The 16,203-nt window shown below is 39.7% G+C and carries 15 protein-coding genes and 1 other annotated feature; of the genes, 12 read left to right on the forward strand and 3 right to left on the reverse strand.

Annotation, left to right across the window (positions count from 1 at the left end):
• Nucleotides 1-36 precede the first annotated feature (36 nt).
• From K7887_RS06770 to K7887_RS06790, 5 genes are all read left to right on the forward strand, one after another.
• Entirely contained in the window at nt 37-1,728 is a 1,692-nt protein-coding gene (locus K7887_RS06770; RefSeq protein WP_223492783.1) for a peptide-binding protein, read from the forward strand.
• Between the two features lie 240 nt (nt 1,729-1,968).
• On the forward strand, nt 1,969-2,919 hold the full coding sequence (locus K7887_RS06775; RefSeq protein ID WP_223492784.1) for an ABC transporter permease: 951 nt from the start codon (nt 1,969-1,971) through the stop codon (nt 2,917-2,919).
• A gap of 14 nt (nt 2,920-2,933) precedes the next feature.
• Nucleotides 2,934-3,845 carry an oligopeptide ABC transporter permease gene (gene opp4C, locus K7887_RS06780; RefSeq protein WP_223492785.1) on the forward strand — a complete coding sequence of 304 codons (912 nt, stop codon included), beginning with the start codon at nt 2,934-2,936 and terminating at the stop codon, nt 3,843-3,845.
• 152 nt (nt 3,846-3,997) lie between these two features.
• Nucleotides 3,998-4,225, forward strand: coding sequence for a YuzI family membrane protein (locus K7887_RS06785; RefSeq protein WP_223492786.1), 228 nt, complete (start codon nt 3,998-4,000; stop codon nt 4,223-4,225).
• A 99-nt stretch (nt 4,226-4,324) separates the two neighbouring features.
• The gene (locus K7887_RS06790; protein ID WP_223492787.1) at nt 4,325-5,074 is read left to right on the forward strand and encodes a YjbA family protein; all 750 of its coding nucleotides are present in this window, start codon (nt 4,325-4,327) and stop codon (nt 5,072-5,074) included.
• Between the two features lie 69 nt (nt 5,075-5,143).
• Here the strand turns inward: K7887_RS06790 and trpS are convergent, their stop codons facing one another.
• Both trpS and K7887_RS06800 read right to left on the reverse strand, forming a co-directional pair.
• Nucleotides 5,144-6,133 carry a tryptophan--tRNA ligase gene (gene trpS / locus K7887_RS06795; RefSeq protein ID WP_223492788.1) on the reverse strand — a complete coding sequence of 330 codons (990 nt, stop codon included), beginning with the start codon at nt 6,131-6,133 and terminating at the stop codon, nt 5,144-5,146.
• Nucleotides 6,134-6,360: 227 nt separating this feature from the next.
• Nucleotides 6,361-6,577: a binding site (T-box leader), on the reverse strand.
• 42 nt (nt 6,578-6,619) lie between these two features.
• Entirely contained in the window at nt 6,620-6,997 is a 378-nt protein-coding gene (locus K7887_RS06800) for a DUF3899 domain-containing protein (RefSeq protein WP_223492789.1), read from the reverse strand.
• 343 nt (nt 6,998-7,340) lie between these two features.
• Between K7887_RS06800 and K7887_RS06805 the strand changes: the two genes are divergently transcribed.
• From K7887_RS06805 to K7887_RS06835, 7 genes are all read left to right on the forward strand, one after another.
• A complete protein-coding gene (locus tag K7887_RS06805) occupies nt 7,341-9,029 on the forward strand; it encodes a peptide ABC transporter substrate-binding protein (protein WP_223492790.1) in 1,689 nt (562 codons plus the stop codon).
• Nucleotides 9,030-9,184: 155 nt separating this feature from the next.
• Complete coding sequence (opp3b, locus tag K7887_RS06810) at nt 9,185-10,114, forward strand: oligopeptide ABC transporter permease (RefSeq protein WP_223492791.1); 930 nt, start codon at nt 9,185-9,187, stop codon at nt 10,112-10,114.
• Nucleotides 10,114-11,124, forward strand: coding sequence for an oligopeptide ABC transporter permease (gene opp3C, locus K7887_RS06815; protein WP_223492792.1), 1,011 nt, complete (start codon nt 10,114-10,116; stop codon nt 11,122-11,124). Before opp3b ends, opp3C begins: the two co-directional genes overlap by 1 nt.
• 22 nt (nt 11,125-11,146) lie before the next feature.
• Nucleotides 11,147-12,226: an ABC transporter ATP-binding protein gene (locus K7887_RS06820; RefSeq protein WP_317849240.1), complete on the forward strand. Its 1,080-nt coding sequence runs from the start codon at nt 11,147-11,149 to the stop codon at nt 12,224-12,226.
• Complete coding sequence (locus K7887_RS06825; protein WP_223492794.1) at nt 12,216-13,160, forward strand: ABC transporter ATP-binding protein; 945 nt, start codon at nt 12,216-12,218, stop codon at nt 13,158-13,160. Before K7887_RS06820 ends, K7887_RS06825 begins: the two co-directional genes overlap by 11 nt.
• Before the next feature lie 671 nt (nt 13,161-13,831).
• The gene (locus tag K7887_RS06830; RefSeq protein WP_223492795.1) at nt 13,832-15,046 is read left to right on the forward strand and encodes a putative glycoside hydrolase; all 1,215 of its coding nucleotides are present in this window, start codon (nt 13,832-13,834) and stop codon (nt 15,044-15,046) included.
• 157 nt (nt 15,047-15,203) lie between these two features.
• Nucleotides 15,204-15,848, forward strand: coding sequence for a hypothetical protein (locus K7887_RS06835; RefSeq protein WP_223492796.1), 645 nt, complete (start codon nt 15,204-15,206; stop codon nt 15,846-15,848).
• Nucleotides 15,849-15,916: 68 nt separating this feature from the next.
• On the opposite strand, the gene K7887_RS06840 is transcribed toward K7887_RS06835, so the two are convergent.
• Entirely contained in the window at nt 15,917-16,102 is a 186-nt protein-coding gene (locus tag K7887_RS06840; protein WP_223492797.1) for a hypothetical protein, read from the reverse strand.
• Between the last annotated feature and the right edge of the window lie 101 nt (nt 16,103-16,203).

Genomic DNA, 16,203 nt, shown 5'->3' on the forward strand with positions numbered 1-16,203 from the left:
TTTTCAGAACATTAAAAAATTTTAGGGGGAGTAAACGTGAAACAAAAATCATTACTACTTATCGTTTTAACGTTAGTTCTGTCCTTGTTCCTTGCTGCTTGTAGCGGATCGAACAATGCAGGTACAAATACTAACAACACAAACAACACTAACAATGCAGCTGGTGAAAACAATGGTGAAGCGGCTGAAGAAGATGAAGAAGCTACAAATGAGCCTGTACAAGGTGGAGATCTTGTAATTGGTTCTACTGGTAGCCCGACAATGTTCAACCCACTTTACTCTGCAGATACTGCAAGTTCTGCAATTGAAGGTTTCATTTTTGACGGATTATTAACGAGCGACACTTCTTTTGAAACAAAATTGAACATGGCTGAAAGCTGGGATATCTCTGAAGATGACCTAGTTCACACGCTAAAAATCAAAGACGGCATCAAGTTCCACGATGGCGAAGCTCTAACTGCTGATGACGTTGTCTTCACTCTAAGCATTCCTTTAAACGAAGACTATGATGGTCCTCGTGCTGGTTACTTCGAGAAAATCGAATCAGTTGAAAAAGTTGACGATTTAACTGTTAAAGTAACTCTTAATGCTGTAGATCCTACAATCCACATCGCATTAGGTTACCCAATCCTTCCTGAGCACATCTTAGGAGAAGTTCCAGTTGCTGAACTTGGTGAGTACACTGAATTCAACACTAAAGCCCCAATCGGAGCAGGTCCATTCAAATTCGAAACTTGGGAAGATGGACAATTTGTTAAAGTTGTAGCAAATGATGACTACTGGGATGGTCGTCCATACTTAGATTCTTTAACTTACCGCATTATTCCTGATGCTGACGCATTAATGACTGCTTTAGCAGCTGGCGATATCCAATACTATACTGTTCCTTCAACGGACATTGCAACAGTTCAAGAATGGGAAGCTAACGGAGACCTTAAAATCGAGTCTGGTTTAGCATTATCTTACACTTACTTAGGGTACAACCTACGTAACCCATTATTCCAAGATGTAAAAGTACGTCAAGCTCTTACTCACGCACTTGACCGTGAGCTTATCGTTGAATCTGTAATGAACGGTGACGGTGAAGTTGCTGATGTTCCTGAGTCTCCACTTAGCTGGGCTTATGACGAAGATGTTCCACGTTTTGAGTACGATGTAGAAAAAGCAAAAGCAATGCTTGAAGAAGCTGGATGGACTCCAGGTGCTGACGGAACTCTTGAAAAAGACGGTCAGAAATTTGAGTTCACTTTAAAAACTAACCAAGGTAACAAAGTTCGTGAAGATATCGCTGTAGTAGTTCAAGAGCAGTTCGCTGAGCTTGGAATCAAAGTTACTCCAGATATCATGGAATGGTCTGCATTCTTGGCTGACATCGATCCTCCAAAATGGAACTTCGATGCTATCATCCTAGGATGGGCTCTATCTACAGATCCAGATCCAAGTGGAATCTTCCACTCTAAAGAAATCGAAGAAGGTTTGAACTTCGTTGGTTGGTCTAACCCAGAAGCTGATAAGTTAATGGACGAAGCTAACCTAACAATGGATCGTGACGAGCGTGCTGCTAAGATCCAAGAAATCAACAGAATCATTGCTGAAGAGCAACCATATACTTTCTTGTACTATCCAAATGCACACCGTGCAATGCCTACTGAGCTAGAAGGCTTTGAGTTCCATGCAAGAGATGAGTTCTACAACATCAGCAAATGGTGGTTAAACACAGCTAACTAATTTAACCCCGTTTAATGGTTGAAAAGAGGGGAGGGGAGTTTCCCTTCCTTCTTTTTTACTGAATGGAATTACTTTGACACAATTTCCACGGCTCGGAAATATACAGTTTGGAATGACCAAACTTGTATTTCTTTAAATTTGAACACTTTACTGTGCAACGTCGCAAAATGTACAGTATTAAAATAAAAAACACGTTTACTTCTACCTTCCTAAAGTAAAGACAGAAAAGGAGAATCAGCTATGATCTCATATATCATCCGCCGTTGTTTAATGGCGATTCCCCTATTATTCGGTATTACAGTATTATCCTTTGCCATTATCCAAATGGCACCAGGTGGTCCTACCTCTTTAATGATGGATCCGAATATTAGTAAAGAAGATATGAAGAAATTTGAAGAACGATATGGATTAAATGATCCAATACACGAGCAATATTTTACATGGGTATCAAACATGGCGACAGGGGATTTTGGTGAGTCATTAATCCGCCGTGGAGTGCCAGTTAGTGAAATGATTATGAATCGTCTGCCTAATACATTATTACTAATGATTGTTTCAACTGTATTGGCAGTAATTGTAGCAATTCCGTTTGGAGTTATTTCCGCTAGAAAGCAGTACAGTCTAACTGATTATACTGTTACAGTTACATCTTTCCTTGGTCTGGCAACACCTAACTTCTGGATAGGTTTAGTTCTAATCATGGTATTTGCTGTGCAGCTGCAATGGCTTCCTACCGGTGGGGTAGCTACCTTGAATGCTGAATTCAGCATACTTGATAGAATACATCACTTAATATTGCCTGCATTCGTATTAGCAACAGCTGATATGGCAGGGCTAACGAGGTATACACGTTCTAGTATGCTTGAAGTTTTGAAGCAAGACTATATGCGTACAGCAAGAGCAAAAGGATTAAAAGAAAACAAAGTAACATATAAACACGGTTTACGTAATGGATTGATTCCAGTAATTACGATTTTTGGTTTAATGCTACCCGGTTTCATTGGGGGATCGGTTATTGTTGAAAAAATATTTGCTTGGCCTGGTATTGGATTGTTATTCTTTGATTCCGCCTTCCAGCGTGACTATCCAGTAATTATGGCACTAACAGTTATCTCAGCGGTCTTTGTAGTTATCGGAAACTTGGTTGCCGATATCCTATATGCAATTTTTGACCCGAGAATTGAGTACTAGAAGGGGGAACATCGATGCAAACTCAACCATCAACTCAACCAACTAACCAATCGTTAAACCCCAATATTAAGAAAAAACCTGATACATTAACGAAAATAACGATTAGTAAATTTATGAAGAATAAACTTGCTGTCATCGGGGCAGTACTTCTCTTCATAATCATCACACTAGCACTATTTGCACCACTTATTGCACAGTTTGAACCGCAAAAGCAAAGCTTATTGAACAAATTACAGACTCCAGGTGGAGAACATTGGCTTGGAACGGACAGATATGGTCGTGATGTATTTTCACGTATCCTGTTCGGAGCTAGAGTATCACTACTAGTTGGATTTGCTTCTGTAGCAGGTTCTATTACAATTGGAACAGTTATTGGTGCGGTTGCCGGTTATTTCGGCGGAAAAATTGATGCAGTTCTAATGCGTATCGTAGACGTTATCATTTCCATTCCAACTATTTTCTTGCTAATCACATTGGTTACAATCTTCCAACCAGGTGTGGACAAGCTAATCTTGATCTTCGCTTTAACTGGATGGACGTTTACAGCACGTCTTGTGCGTGGAGAGTTCTTATCACTTCGTACACGTGAATTCGTTCTTGCTTCCAAAACAATTGGAACAAGAAGTCATACAATCATCTTCTCTCATATCCTACCAAATGCGATGGGTCCAATCATCGTATCTGCAACATTAGGAGTAGGGGGAGTTATCTTGGCAGAATCCGCGTTAAGTTACTTAGGTTTAGGGATCCAACCGCCAACACCAAGTTGGGGGAACATGCTTCAGGATGCGCAAAACTTTACTATCATGTTAAAACACTGGTGGTATCCGTTATTTCCTGGGTTAATGATTTTAATAACAGTGTTAAGTTTCAACTTTGTTGGAGATGGATTACGTGATGCACTTGATCCAAAAACACTTGACTAGAAAAGCTGAGAGCCGATCTCGGCTTTTCTTTTTGCCTATTTTTAGACGAACTTGTCATTATTTTATTGTCATGTCATAAAATGATAATAATAGTTTGGACAAGGAGACATTATTATGCTCATAAATAGGAAATATTTTGTGAGAGATGGCTAATGATCAGGGGGATTCTTTTTGTCACTGGGTTTGGCATCTCGGTTGTTGGCGGAATTAGCACGATTGCATACTTGAATCTATTTGCAACAGGATTAAGTTTAATGGAGTTTTTATTTTTTCTGCTTACCAGGCCAGAATGCTATCTTTTACCTATTGGTATGATTCTGGTTGCCATCAGCATCTATTTATCTGGCGACCCAAATCCGTCTTTTCGGGACAAAGAGTAGACTTACGGAAAATTAATTGGGTATTTTGGAATAATTATGCACTTCACTGTTCATACTGTTGGATAAATAAAAGAGTAGATGTGAAGTGAGGGGTATGATATGTTGTATCTTCATGACGTATGGGTAAATTGGTTTGAAGGAGAAGAAAACGGTTATAATGTTTGTCATTTTCATGAGTGGAGGAAGGACGATAGTGTAGAATTGTTGGACCAAGTTCCTCTATTGAAAGTAGATTCTGTTTTGTTTCATTATATTGAAAACGACCTCCAAGAGCTGCCTTCATCTTTGCTGGAAGATATTTTTCAAAAAAGCTACATTCGCAAAAACCATGAGAGAATTCAACTGGACTACTGCTTTGTTGTAACAGATGGACAGGGAATATTAGCTGTTGATACGATCGGTTATAATATTCCAATTCGCAAAAGTAGATTGATTCCACGGCAAGAACAACTAGTATATGATATGGTGGAAAACCATGATTTTCAAATGTATTCTTTCTCACCAACTAGCAAATCGCAAAAAGATTATCATATTTTATCCCCATCACCAGATATAATGAACGGTTTGACTAGAAAAGAAAGACAATTGAAGCAACTTCTTTTTATGGCATTGGATCAATTAAGGTCAACTTGCAATGTTGCTGAAATTAGATATTGGTATACGGAATGGAACCCTATTCATTACCGAGAAATTCAGTCGATGAGTTTTGAGGAAGTCTGGTCACAGTTGCTTGAGGAAACAAGGGAAGGTTGGTCTGAAAAACATCAGACATTCTGTGAGCATTTGGTAAAAGGTCAGCCGTTCTTTGAGAAGTTGTGGGAGTTGGAGCAACACCCGAAAGTTAATTAACTGTCGAATATTTCCGAGGAAAGAAAAAGGCTGTCAGAGATTTGCACTGACAGCTTTTTTTATTTGTGCTTAACGGCGTTTGCGGCCTAGGCCCATTGCATTTTCAATTTTCTTAAGTGTTTTCATGGCAACACGGTTTGCGCGTTCGGCACCTTCATCAAGGATGGCATCGAGTTTGTCTGATTCAATAAGATCATTGTACTTCGTTTGAATAGGTTCAAGAGCTTCAACTACTACATTGGCAAGGTCACCTTTAAAGTCTCCATATCCTTTTCCTTCATATTGAACTTCCAATTCCTCAATCGTTTTGTTGGCCAAAATAGAATAGATAGAAAGTAGATTGGAAACTCCGGGTTTGTTTTCTTTATCGTAACGAACAATTCCTTCAGAGTCGGTTACTGCACTCTTAATTTTTTTCTCCAGTTGCTTGGGCGAATCCAATAAGGAGATAAAAGACTTAAGATTTGGATCTGATTTACTCATTTTCTTTGTTGGCTCTGTTAGAGACATGATTCTCGCACCGACTTTTGCAATCTTAACTTCTGGAACAGTCAGGATATCTCTGTATTTTTTATTAAAACGTTCTGCAAGATCTCTTGTCAATTCAAGATGTTGTTTTTGGTCTTCTCCAACGGGAACAACATCTGTGTTGTAAAGTAGGATATCTGCAGCCATTAATGGTGGATAAGTAAGTAATCCCGCCGTTACGGCTTCCTTCCCTGTTGATTTATCCTTAAATTGTGTCATTCTTTCCAATTCACCGATATACGCAACGCATTGCATCATCCATCCAAGTTGAGCGTGCGCAGGTACTTCTGATTGAATAAAAAGTGTTGCTTTTTCTGGGTCAAGGCCGATCGCAAGGTATAGAGCAGCTAGCTTTCGGATATTTCTGCGTAGCTCCTGTGGATCCTGTTGAACTGTAATTGCGTGTTGGTCCACGATACAGAAGTAACTGTTGTAATCGTTTTGCAGTTCGACAAACTGCTTCATTGCTCCGATGTAGTTACCAAGCGTTACATTCCCACTTGGTTGAATCCCTGAGAAAATTGTTTTCATTGTTTATTCTCCTCTTCTTTATAAATAGGTGATGGTTATTTTTACTTTGTATAAAATAATAAGTTGATTGCAGTGGAAGGCGCGCAGACTCCCGCGGGAGGAAGGGACAGGGGAGACCCCGCAACGAAGTGAGGAGGCTCCCGGACCGCCCGCAGGAAAGCGAAGCGCCTGGAACGGAAATCAACGGTTAAGATTTAACACACACAAAAAGGCCCAATCATCCCTGAAAAAGGGACGAATGGACCGTGGTACCACCCTTATTATTTCACACAAAAAATGCAGAAATCACTTAACCTTGTAACGTAAGGATACGTCACAGCCTACTAATTTGTTCAGCCGTGAAGCTCAGAAGTCCATTCCTAAACGGTTAGCTGTTTGTTCACACCACCCACAAACTCTCTAAAAACTAAGCAGTTTAGTACTACTCTTCATCATTGCTTTTATTGAATAAATATTCTTTTATTATAACCATTTCAATGGAAAATATCAACTATTGTAATACATAAATAGCGAAATCAACATACAAAGGAACAACAACAGGGAAGCTACAAAAATATGCTGAGTGGATAGTGGTTGTAATAGTTCAGATGGCGGTCTCATTTCATTTCTAATATCTTGTGCTAACTCTTTGTCAGGTTGTGAGGATGCAAAAATTCTTCTGAAACTGTAGGTAATACCATCAAAAAAACCTTTTTGGACCACTAATGTAAATAAAGAAATAAAAATAAAGACACTAGAAATGGTAAAGGATGTATTAATGAAGGTCAGCAGGTTAATTTCTCCATAATATATCCAACTTGTGCCGAATGTCGCTAAAAGTAAAATCAAGAAAAAGATGAGTGAAGATCTAATCGAAATATTCATGCTCCCTCCTATGTAAGAAGTTTAAAATTTGTCATCTAAATTGTATTGTAATGAAATGAATAGAATAAGACAAATATAAAGAAACTATAAAAGGAATTACTTGTAAAAGTATAAAGTCAAAAAGATGTAACGTTTGTAATATATTTGCAATATTTGAAGCATTATTCACGAAAACTTTATAGGTCTTTCGAACCATTTTTGTAATGAATATGCTTGAAATATCAGTATTTTGTAAAATTGACGTTAAATTTATGAATGCACAATGTTTAGAAAACTTGTATAATAAAAATCGTTACCTCGAAACACAACAATTTTCGACATAATTTTCTAGGGGGTTAAGTAAATGAAAAAGTCAAAATATTTACTTCTTTTAGCGCTTACACTTGTACTTAGTGCTTTCTTAGCTGCATGTGGCGGCGGAAATTCAGCGCAAAACAATGGAGGACAAGGGGAAACTCCACCAGCAGGTGAAGGAGAACCTACAGGTCCACAAGTACTTAACGTAGTTGATTCTGCAGAGATTCCAACAATGGACTCAGTACAAGGTACTGATGCAGTAGCATTCAACGTAATGAACAACGTTTTTGAAGGTCTTTACAGACTTGGAGAAAATGATGAAGTAGTAGAAGGTGTTGCGAAAAGTCATGAAGTATCCGAAGACGGTCTTACTTATACTTTCACATTACGTGAAGATTCCGTATGGTCAAACGGCGAGCCTGTAACGGCAAACGATTTCGTATTTGCTTGGCAGCGTGCAGTTGACCCGAACTCTGGTTCTGAATATGGTCCATATATGATGAATGGAAAAATCAAAAATGCTACACAAGTTTCTGCTGGTGAATTACCACTTGAAGAGCTTGGTGTAAAAGCAGTTGATGATTATACTCTTGAGGTAACGCTTGAGCAACCAGTTGCTTATTTTGAATCTTTAATGACATTCCCTACGTTCTTCCCACAAAACCAAAAGTTCTTGGAAGAACAAGGTGACAAATATGCATTAGAAGCTGACACTCTAATCTACAACGGTCCATTCACTTTAGACAGCTGGGAGCATGAAGTAGGCTGGACAATGAAGAAAAATGCTGACTATTGGGATGCTGAAACAGTAAAACTTGATGAAATCAACGTTAAAGTTGTTAAAGAAGTTTCTACTGGTGTTAACTTATACACTGCACAACAAATTGATATTTCTCCTGGTTTAACATCTGACTTTGTAACTCAGTACAAAGAAGATCCAGATTTGATTTCTTACCTGGAGCCAACTATTTTCTGGTTTAAATTTAACCAAACGAAAAACGAAGCTTTAGCGAATGTTAACATCCGTAAAGCAATTTCTATGGGCTTCAATAAGCAAGACATGGCTGATTACGTATTAAACAACGGTTCTATTCCGGCAAACTACTCTGTACCTGTTGAATTTGTTCAACACCCTGAAACAGGAGAAGACTTCCGCGAAAAGAATGGCGATATAAACGCATTTGATGCAGAAAAAGCTAAAGAGCATTGGGAAAAAGGTCTTGAAGAGCTAGGTACTGAGGCTGTTACAATTGAAATCCTTGGTGGAGACACTGAAACAGCGAAAACTATGCAAGAATACCTTCAAAACCAATTGCAAGAAAATCTTCCTGGTTTAACAATCAAGTTGAAAGAAGTACCATTTGCTCAACGTCTGGATTTAGATGCAGCAATGGACTATGACATGCAGCTTGCTGGATGGGGTCCTGACTATCTTGATGCGATTTCTTTCTCTAATCTTTGGATTACAGATGGTGGAAACAACAAGATGGGTTATTCCAACGAAGAGTACGATAAATTATTGAACGACGTAATGACTACGTATGCGAACGATCCAGTAAAACGTTTTGAAGCGATGCAAGAAGCAGAAAGAATTCTTCTTGAAGAAGACGCTGCGATTGCTCCAATCTACCAACGTGGTACGACAAGACTTTGGAAGCCTTACGTTCAAAACGTATACCGTCACAACTTTGGTCCTGACTTCAGCTACAAATGGGCTTACATCAGCGGTAAATAATATTATACTGATATAAAAATAATTCTTTTAAAATAGAGAAAAAGAGAGTATATTTGAAACATATACTCTCTTTTTCCCTGTAAGGAAATTGTCGAATTTTAGGGAAAATTATAAACAATTCGAATTCGACGCATTATTTTTTAGGAGGTGCAGAGATGACAAAGTACTTGTTGCAACGTATCTTATATATGTTTATCACCTTATTCTTAATTGCCTCATTTACATTCTTCCTGATGAAGATGATGCCAGGTTCCCCATTTACGATGCAAGACAAACTGTCAGAAGCACAAAAAGCAATTCTAAATGCCAAATATGGTCTTGATGATCCAATGCCTGTACAATATTTGAAATATCTAGGAAGCCTAGTTCAAGGTGATCTTGGTATCTCGTTTCAATATGACAACAGAAGCGTTACGAGTTTGATTATGCAGCGTATCGGCCCATCAGCTCAACTTGGGTTCCAAGCAATGTTCTTCGGTACAATAATCGGAATATTCTTAGGAGTTATTGCTGCATTAAGACAAAACACATGGGTTGACTACGGTTCCACCATTATGGCCGTGCTTGGTAAATCGATTCCTTCCTTTGTTTTCGCAGGATTATTACAATACTGGATTGGGGTTAAACTTGGCTGGTTTCCAGTTGCCTTCTGGTCAGGATGGGAATTTACGGTCCTGCCAACGATTGCACTAGCGATGTTCCCAATCGCCATTTCCGCACGTTTCATGCGTACCGAAATGATCGAGGTTTTAGGTTCAGATTATATTACTTTGGCACGTGCTAAAGGTGCTTCCAATTATGATATCGCAGTAAAGCATGCATTAAGAAATGCATTGATTCCAGTCGTAACGGTTCTAGGACCGTTGGCTGTAAGTTTGATGACAGGAACACTTGTTATTGAGAAAATCTTCTCTATCCCAGGTCTTGGAGAACAGTTTGTGCGATCCATTACAACAAACGACTATCCAGTAATCATGGGAACGACATTGTTCTTTGCAGCACTTTTCATTGTCATCGTTCTTGTAGTTGATATTCTTTATGGAATTATCGACCCGCGTATTCGCCTGGCAGGAGGTAAGAAATAATGAATAACAACAAATTTGATAAACTGCCAAAGGAATTATTCCAACCGGCGGTACAAGACCCTAGTAAAAGTGAAAAAATAGCGAAACCAAGTTTGACCTATTGGCAAACTGCATGGTTGCGCATTAAGAAAAATAAAGCAGCTATTGCTGGAGCTGTTATTCTAATCGTCATTGCATTTCTTGCACTTTTTGGACCATTTATGAATAATCACGGTTTTAATACTCAGGATGTAACACAGGGGAATCTTCCTCCTAAAGTTCCTGGCATTGAGAAACTTGGTATCATGGATGGAACAAGAGATGGAGTGGACGTTTACGAACAACGTGGAGTTGAAGATTATTATTGGTTCGGTACCGATAGTCTTGGACGTGACTTATGGACACGTGTTTGGACAGGTACACGTATTTCTCTATACATTGCCCTATTAGCAGCTTTCATTGATATGGTAATAGGTGTAGCTTATGGTGGAATTTCAGGTTTTTACGGTGGACGTACAGATAACATCATGCAACGTATCATCGAAGTTTTAGTTGGTATTCCAAATTTAGTTATCGTTATTCTAATGATTCTCGTACTTGAGCCGGGGATTATAGCGATTACCATAGCATTAACCATAACCGGTTGGGTCGGAATGGCCAGGGTCGTCCGGGGGCAGGTTCTAAAGCTTAAGAGCCAGGAATATGTCCTTGCATCCAAAACGCTCGGTTCAACCAATAACCGAATCATAACTAAACACTTACTGCCGAACGTGGTAGGAGTAGTCATCATTAATACGATGTTTACCATTCCAAGTGCTATTTTCTTCGAGGCATTCCTAAGCTTCATCGGACTCGGCTTGAAGCCTCCTATGGCATCACTTGGTACGTTAATAGACGACGGATTCAAATCCTTGCAGATCTTCCCGCACATCATGGTGTTCCCAGCAATTATCATCAGTTTATTGATGATTGCGTTTAACCTTGTAGCGGACGGGTTCCGTGATGCATTAGATCCTAAGATGAAAGACTAGTTATAAAGGCAGGTGAATGACAATGGAAAAAATTCTTGAAGTGAAAAACTTACATGTTTCTTTTGATACATTCGGAGGAGAAGTCAAGGCTATCCGTGGAGTTGATTTTGATTTAAAAAAAGGTGAAACGTTGGCGATTGTGGGGGAATCCGGGTCCGGAAAATCCGTAACTACAAAAACCGTTATGCGTTTATTACCTAAACATAATTCCAATATTAAACACGGTGAAATCTTATTTGACGGAAAAGACTTAGCAAAGCTTTCTGAAAAAGAAATGCAGAACATCCGCGGAAAAGAAATCGCAATGATTTTCCAGGATCCAATGACTTCTCTAAATCCGACAATGACTGTTGGTAAACAGATTATGGAAGGAATCATTAAACATCAGAAACTGAGCAAAAGCGCCGCTGCAGAAAAAGCAATCGACTTGCTTCGTCTTGTAGGAATTCCAATGCCAGAAGAACGCTTTAAGCAATATCCTCACCAATTCTCTGGTGGGATGAGACAAAGGGTTGTTATCGCAATCTCACTTGCTTGTAACCCTAAAGTGTTAATTGCGGATGAACCGACTACTGCACTGGACGTAACCATCCAAGCACAGATTCTTGATTTGATGAAAGACCTTCAGAAGAAAATAGATACATCCATCATTTTTATTACACATGATCTTGGTGTTGTAGCAAATGTTGCAGACCGTGTAGCTGTTATGTATGGTGGCCAAATCATTGAAACGGGAACGGTGGACGAGATTTTCTACGATCCACGCCACCCTTACACATGGGGGTTATTAAGCTCCATGCCTGATTTAGACCTAGGTGATGAAGATGAGCTTTATGCGATTCCAGGTTCACCACCTGATTTGTCTGATCCACCAAAAGGAGATGCATTTGCTCCTCGTAACGAATTCGCTATGCAAATTGATTTGGAAATGGAGCCGCCAATGTTCCAAGTTTCCAAAACGCACTTTGCGAAAACGTGGTTGTTACATGAAGATGCACCAGCGGTAGAACCACCACTTGCTGTTCAAAAGCGTCGACGTCACATGCCACAAAACTTCGAAAAGCCTGTTTTGGTAAAGGACGGTGGAAACAATGGCAACTAATGAAAAATTAGTGGAAATTCGCAACCTGAAGCAGTATTTTAACGAAGGAAAGCCGAATATGGTCAAGGCTGTAGATGGCTTGAACTTTGATATCTTTCGCGGTGAAACACTAGGACTTGTTGGAGAGTCCGGATGTGGGAAGTCTACGACAGGCCGTACCATCATCCGCCTTTATGATGCAACAGACGGAGAAGTACTCTATGAAGGGGAAAACGTCCACGGCAAAAAGTCTAAGAAAGACTTGTTGAAATTCAACCGTAAGATGCAAATGATCTTCCAAGATCCATCTGCATCCTTGAACCCTCGAATGACGGTTGCTGATTGTATCGCAGAAGGCATCGATATTCACGGTTTGGCTAAGTCGAAGAAAGAGCGTCTAGCTCGAGTGCATGAACTACTAGAAACGGTTGGTTTAAATAAAGAGCACGCCAACCGCTATCCACACGAATTCAGTGGTGGACAGCGTCAACGTATCGGTATTGCTCGTGCACTAGCAGTGGAACCGGATTTCATCATTGCCGATGAGCCGATTTCAGCATTGGACGTTTCCATACAGGCACAGGTTGTCAACTTGATGAAAAAGCTTCAAAAGGAAAAAGGTCTAACGTATTTATTCATTGCCCATGACCTTTCCATGGTGAAATACATCTCCGACCGTATCGGAGTAATGTATTTCGGTAAAATCGTAGAACTTGCAAATAGTGATGATTTGTATAACAATCCGATTCACCCGTACACAAAATCCTTGCTATCCGCGATTCCTCAACCGGATCCGGATTCCGAGCGCACCCGTAAACGTTTTGCTTACGACCCAGCGTCCCATGGCTATGCCAAGGATGAGGAGTTAGAGTTGCGTGAAGTACGACCAGGACACTTTGTCTTGTGTTCAGAAGCAGAGTACAAGAAGTATCAAGCTGAGTATGCAGGGAAATAAATTTTTCTAGAAAACCGATTCCTCTATTGTGGGGGTCGGTTTTTTTGTTGGGCTTGGGCGGGGGTGGCGGTTCTAAATGACCGAAGTTCTGTGAAATGAAGGGGAATTGTCTAATAGAACGGTTCTATACGCCTGAAGCTCATGGAAAAGAGGAGGAAATGTCTAATAGAACGGCTCTATACGCCCGAAGCTCGGGGAAAAGAGGAGGAGATGTCTAATAGAACGGCTCTATACGCCCGAAGCTCGGGGAAAAGAGGAGGAAATGTCTAATAGAAGGGCTCTATACGCCCGAAGCACGGGGAAAAGAAGTGGAAATGTCTAATAGAACGCTTCTCTATGACCGAAAGCACTCCGCAAAAGCGAAAACGGTAAGAGAGAGCCAGTCTCTCCGCCCGAAAGCACTTCGCAAAAGCGAAAACGGTAAGAGAGAGCCAGTCTCTCCGCCCGAAACTCCTCCACAAAAGCCAAAACGGTAAGAGAGAAGCCGTCTCTCCACCCAAACCCCCTCCGCAAAACCCAAAATGGTAACAAAGAAGCCTGGATGAAATCTGACAACTCCACCACTCTAGTACTCTCGAATTATTTTGAAGGAAATTGTTGAAAAAGGTAAAAAAACAACGATTTTCCAGTATAATAGAGATAGCATATAAGAGAAGGGATTTTGAAATGAAATGATGAAAAAAATGATTGGTGGTCTTGTGGCTGCAGTCGGAATTTTCGTATTAGGTGGAACGTTCGTACAAGCAGAAGGAGAAGAAGTACTTCAAGCTGCACAACATGCAACAAAAAAGGTGGAAATGCAAACTCGCGAGTTACCAGTATCGATTGCGAGATTTGCGTTTGACTCTGGATATACCTTCACTTACCCTGATGCAGTTAGAGGAATCTATGTAACGGGACATTCCGCAGGCGGAGAAAGATTTCCACGCTTACTGGATCTACTGAACAAAACAGATCTTAACGCAATGGTTATTGATATTAAAGATGATCATGGATACCTGACTTACATACCGGAGGAGGAAAACTCCCCATTCATGGACATTGCGCAGCCTTATATCAAGGACCCCAAACAAATGATGAAAACCTTGGAAGAAAATGAAGTATACCCTATCGGTAGAATCGTAGTTTTCAAGGATACTGTGCTAGCAAAGAAGCGCCCGGATTTATCTTTTCAGGAAAATGGTAAAGTATGGGTGAACGGACGTGAAGAAGCATTTGTTAGTCCTTTCCTAAAAGAAGTGTGGGACTACAATATTGATATTGCGATTGAAGCGGCTAAAATGGGCTTTCAGGAAATACAGTTCGATTATGTGCGTTTCCCTGAAGGATTTGAAAAGAGAGACACAAGTCTTGAATACACTTATGGGGAATATAAGGATTTAGATATGGACAATGTCCAAAAACGAGTGGAAGCAGTGACGGATTTTGTAGAGTATGCTCGTGAGAGATTAGAACCTTACAATGTTCAGGTGTCTGTGGATATCTTTGGTTATACAGCAACGTTGCCAGAAGCACCAGGAATCGGACAGAACTTCAGTCGCATTTCAGAGCACGTGGATGTTATTTCATCTATGATTTATCCAAGCCACTGGACAGCTTATTTTGGGATTGCAAAACCGGATACAGAACCATATAAACTGATTGCTGAGTATTCTAAGCTTGAAAATGCCAAGCTAGACGAGTTGGAAAATAGGCCAGTATCAAGACCTTGGATTCAGGACTTCACAGCAACTTGGCTTGGGGCGGGCAATTATATTCCATATGGACCGAAAGAAGTGGAAGATCAAATCCTTGCTCTAAACGAAAATGGAATTGATGAATACTTAATATGGAATGCAGGTAACAACTATACAGAAGGACTAGACTTTACACCTTTGAATGATTAAGACTTAATACAAAATTAGATATTGTTCTTTGTCGCTTCGAAAAACCTCATTAAAAGTAATATTTTAATGAGGTTTTTTTATTTTTCTCCGCGTTTGTCCATATCCAAGTTTGGGAGTATTTCATTATATAGGAGTAAATAGGAGAGGGGAGAACAAAATGTCCAAAAGAAAGAATAAATTTAACAATCAATGCTTTTCTTGCGATGACTTGGAAAGAGCAGGACTTGGGTCTGGAATGGCTGCAAAGGAATTGTCGTTTCAACCTTTAACGACAACTACCACAACTTTTCCCATATTAATATCACTTGATGATGCATTAACTACTCCAGGAATTGAATTTTTAAGAAATGGAATATCTTCAGGACTTCAAACAACAACAGGTGGTATTTACGACCTTTCATATATTGTAAGTTCTACAGTAACGACTCTTACTGGAGTTGCCAACACATTGATATTCGAGCTTGTAACAAGCACAGGAAGGGTAATACCAGATTCTACATCTTCTCAATCTTTTCCTGCAGCATCGGTAGCAGGATTTGCTGCTAATACCAATTTAGAGGTAGCGGTGAGAGCAAGATTGTTCCCGGGTGAATCTGTTTCCATAGTGTTGAGATCAATTACCCCATTAATATCAGCAGGAACCATTTCTATCAACACAGCATCATTGTTTATTACACCAACGGCAGATATTGAAGAATTTAGAGAAGAATCATCACATTGTAAAGAAACAGAAACCAGAAAAGATCCTTGCAAAAAAGCCTTGTATTTAAGTGCTTATAAAAACTCGTCCTATAGAAATTAAAAGTATGCTTTAAAAGTTAAAAAGCCGACTGCCCTCCTAATTAAGAAAGGACAATCGGCTTTTATCAGTTATTTCTTTTTCCCACCAACACTCTTCCAACCAGCCTGCACACTTGCAGACTTATCGAAGCTTTCAGAGCCTTTCTTTCCGCCAAAAAGCTTTTCTCCGATACCGTTTGTTAGTACGCCCATAACGGCGGTAATTCCGATTACCAGTATTGCTACGATAGTAAAGTCAATGAAATATTCAATCAAAACCACACATCCCCTTTGTCTTATGTAATCGTATACAAAAAACAATCATACTCCTATTGTATGGTATGTTTAATAGAAAGGGAAGAGGGTATATTAACACT

The sequence above is a fragment of the Sutcliffiella horikoshii genome (genome assembly GCF_019931755.1).
Taxonomy (GTDB): domain Bacteria; phylum Bacillota; class Bacilli; order Bacillales; family Bacillaceae_I; genus Sutcliffiella_A; species Sutcliffiella_A horikoshii_E.

What these genes read in the sequence shown, in the direction of transcription:
- K7887_RS06775 (WP_223492784.1), top strand. Translation starts at nt 1,969, where the DNA reads ATGATCTCATATATCATCCGCCGTTGTTTAATGGCGATTCCCCTATTA.
- opp4C (WP_223492785.1), top strand. Translation starts at nt 2,934, where the DNA reads ATGCAAACTCAACCATCAACTCAACCAACTAACCAATCGTTAAACCCC.
- K7887_RS06785 (WP_223492786.1), top strand. Translation starts at nt 3,998, where the DNA reads ATGATCAGGGGGATTCTTTTTGTCACTGGGTTTGGCATCTCGGTTGTT.
- K7887_RS06790 (WP_223492787.1), top strand. Translation starts at nt 4,325, where the DNA reads ATGTTGTATCTTCATGACGTATGGGTAAATTGGTTTGAAGGAGAAGAA.
- trpS (WP_223492788.1), bottom strand. Translation starts at nt 6,133, where the DNA reads ATGAAAACAATTTTCTCAGGGATTCAACCAAGTGGGAATGTAACGCTT.
- K7887_RS06800 (WP_223492789.1), bottom strand. Translation starts at nt 6,997, where the DNA reads ATGAATATTTCGATTAGATCTTCACTCATCTTTTTCTTGATTTTACTT.
- K7887_RS06805 (WP_223492790.1), top strand. Translation starts at nt 7,341, where the DNA reads ATGAAAAAGTCAAAATATTTACTTCTTTTAGCGCTTACACTTGTACTT.
- opp3b (WP_223492791.1), top strand. Translation starts at nt 9,185, where the DNA reads ATGACAAAGTACTTGTTGCAACGTATCTTATATATGTTTATCACCTTA.
- opp3C (WP_223492792.1), top strand. Translation starts at nt 10,114, where the DNA reads ATGAATAACAACAAATTTGATAAACTGCCAAAGGAATTATTCCAACCG.
- K7887_RS06820 (WP_317849240.1), top strand. Translation starts at nt 11,147, where the DNA reads ATGGAAAAAATTCTTGAAGTGAAAAACTTACATGTTTCTTTTGATACA.
- K7887_RS06825 (WP_223492794.1), top strand. Translation starts at nt 12,216, where the DNA reads ATGGCAACTAATGAAAAATTAGTGGAAATTCGCAACCTGAAGCAGTAT.
- K7887_RS06830 (WP_223492795.1), top strand. Translation starts at nt 13,832, where the DNA reads ATGATGAAAAAAATGATTGGTGGTCTTGTGGCTGCAGTCGGAATTTTC.
- K7887_RS06835 (WP_223492796.1), top strand. Translation starts at nt 15,204, where the DNA reads ATGTCCAAAAGAAAGAATAAATTTAACAATCAATGCTTTTCTTGCGAT.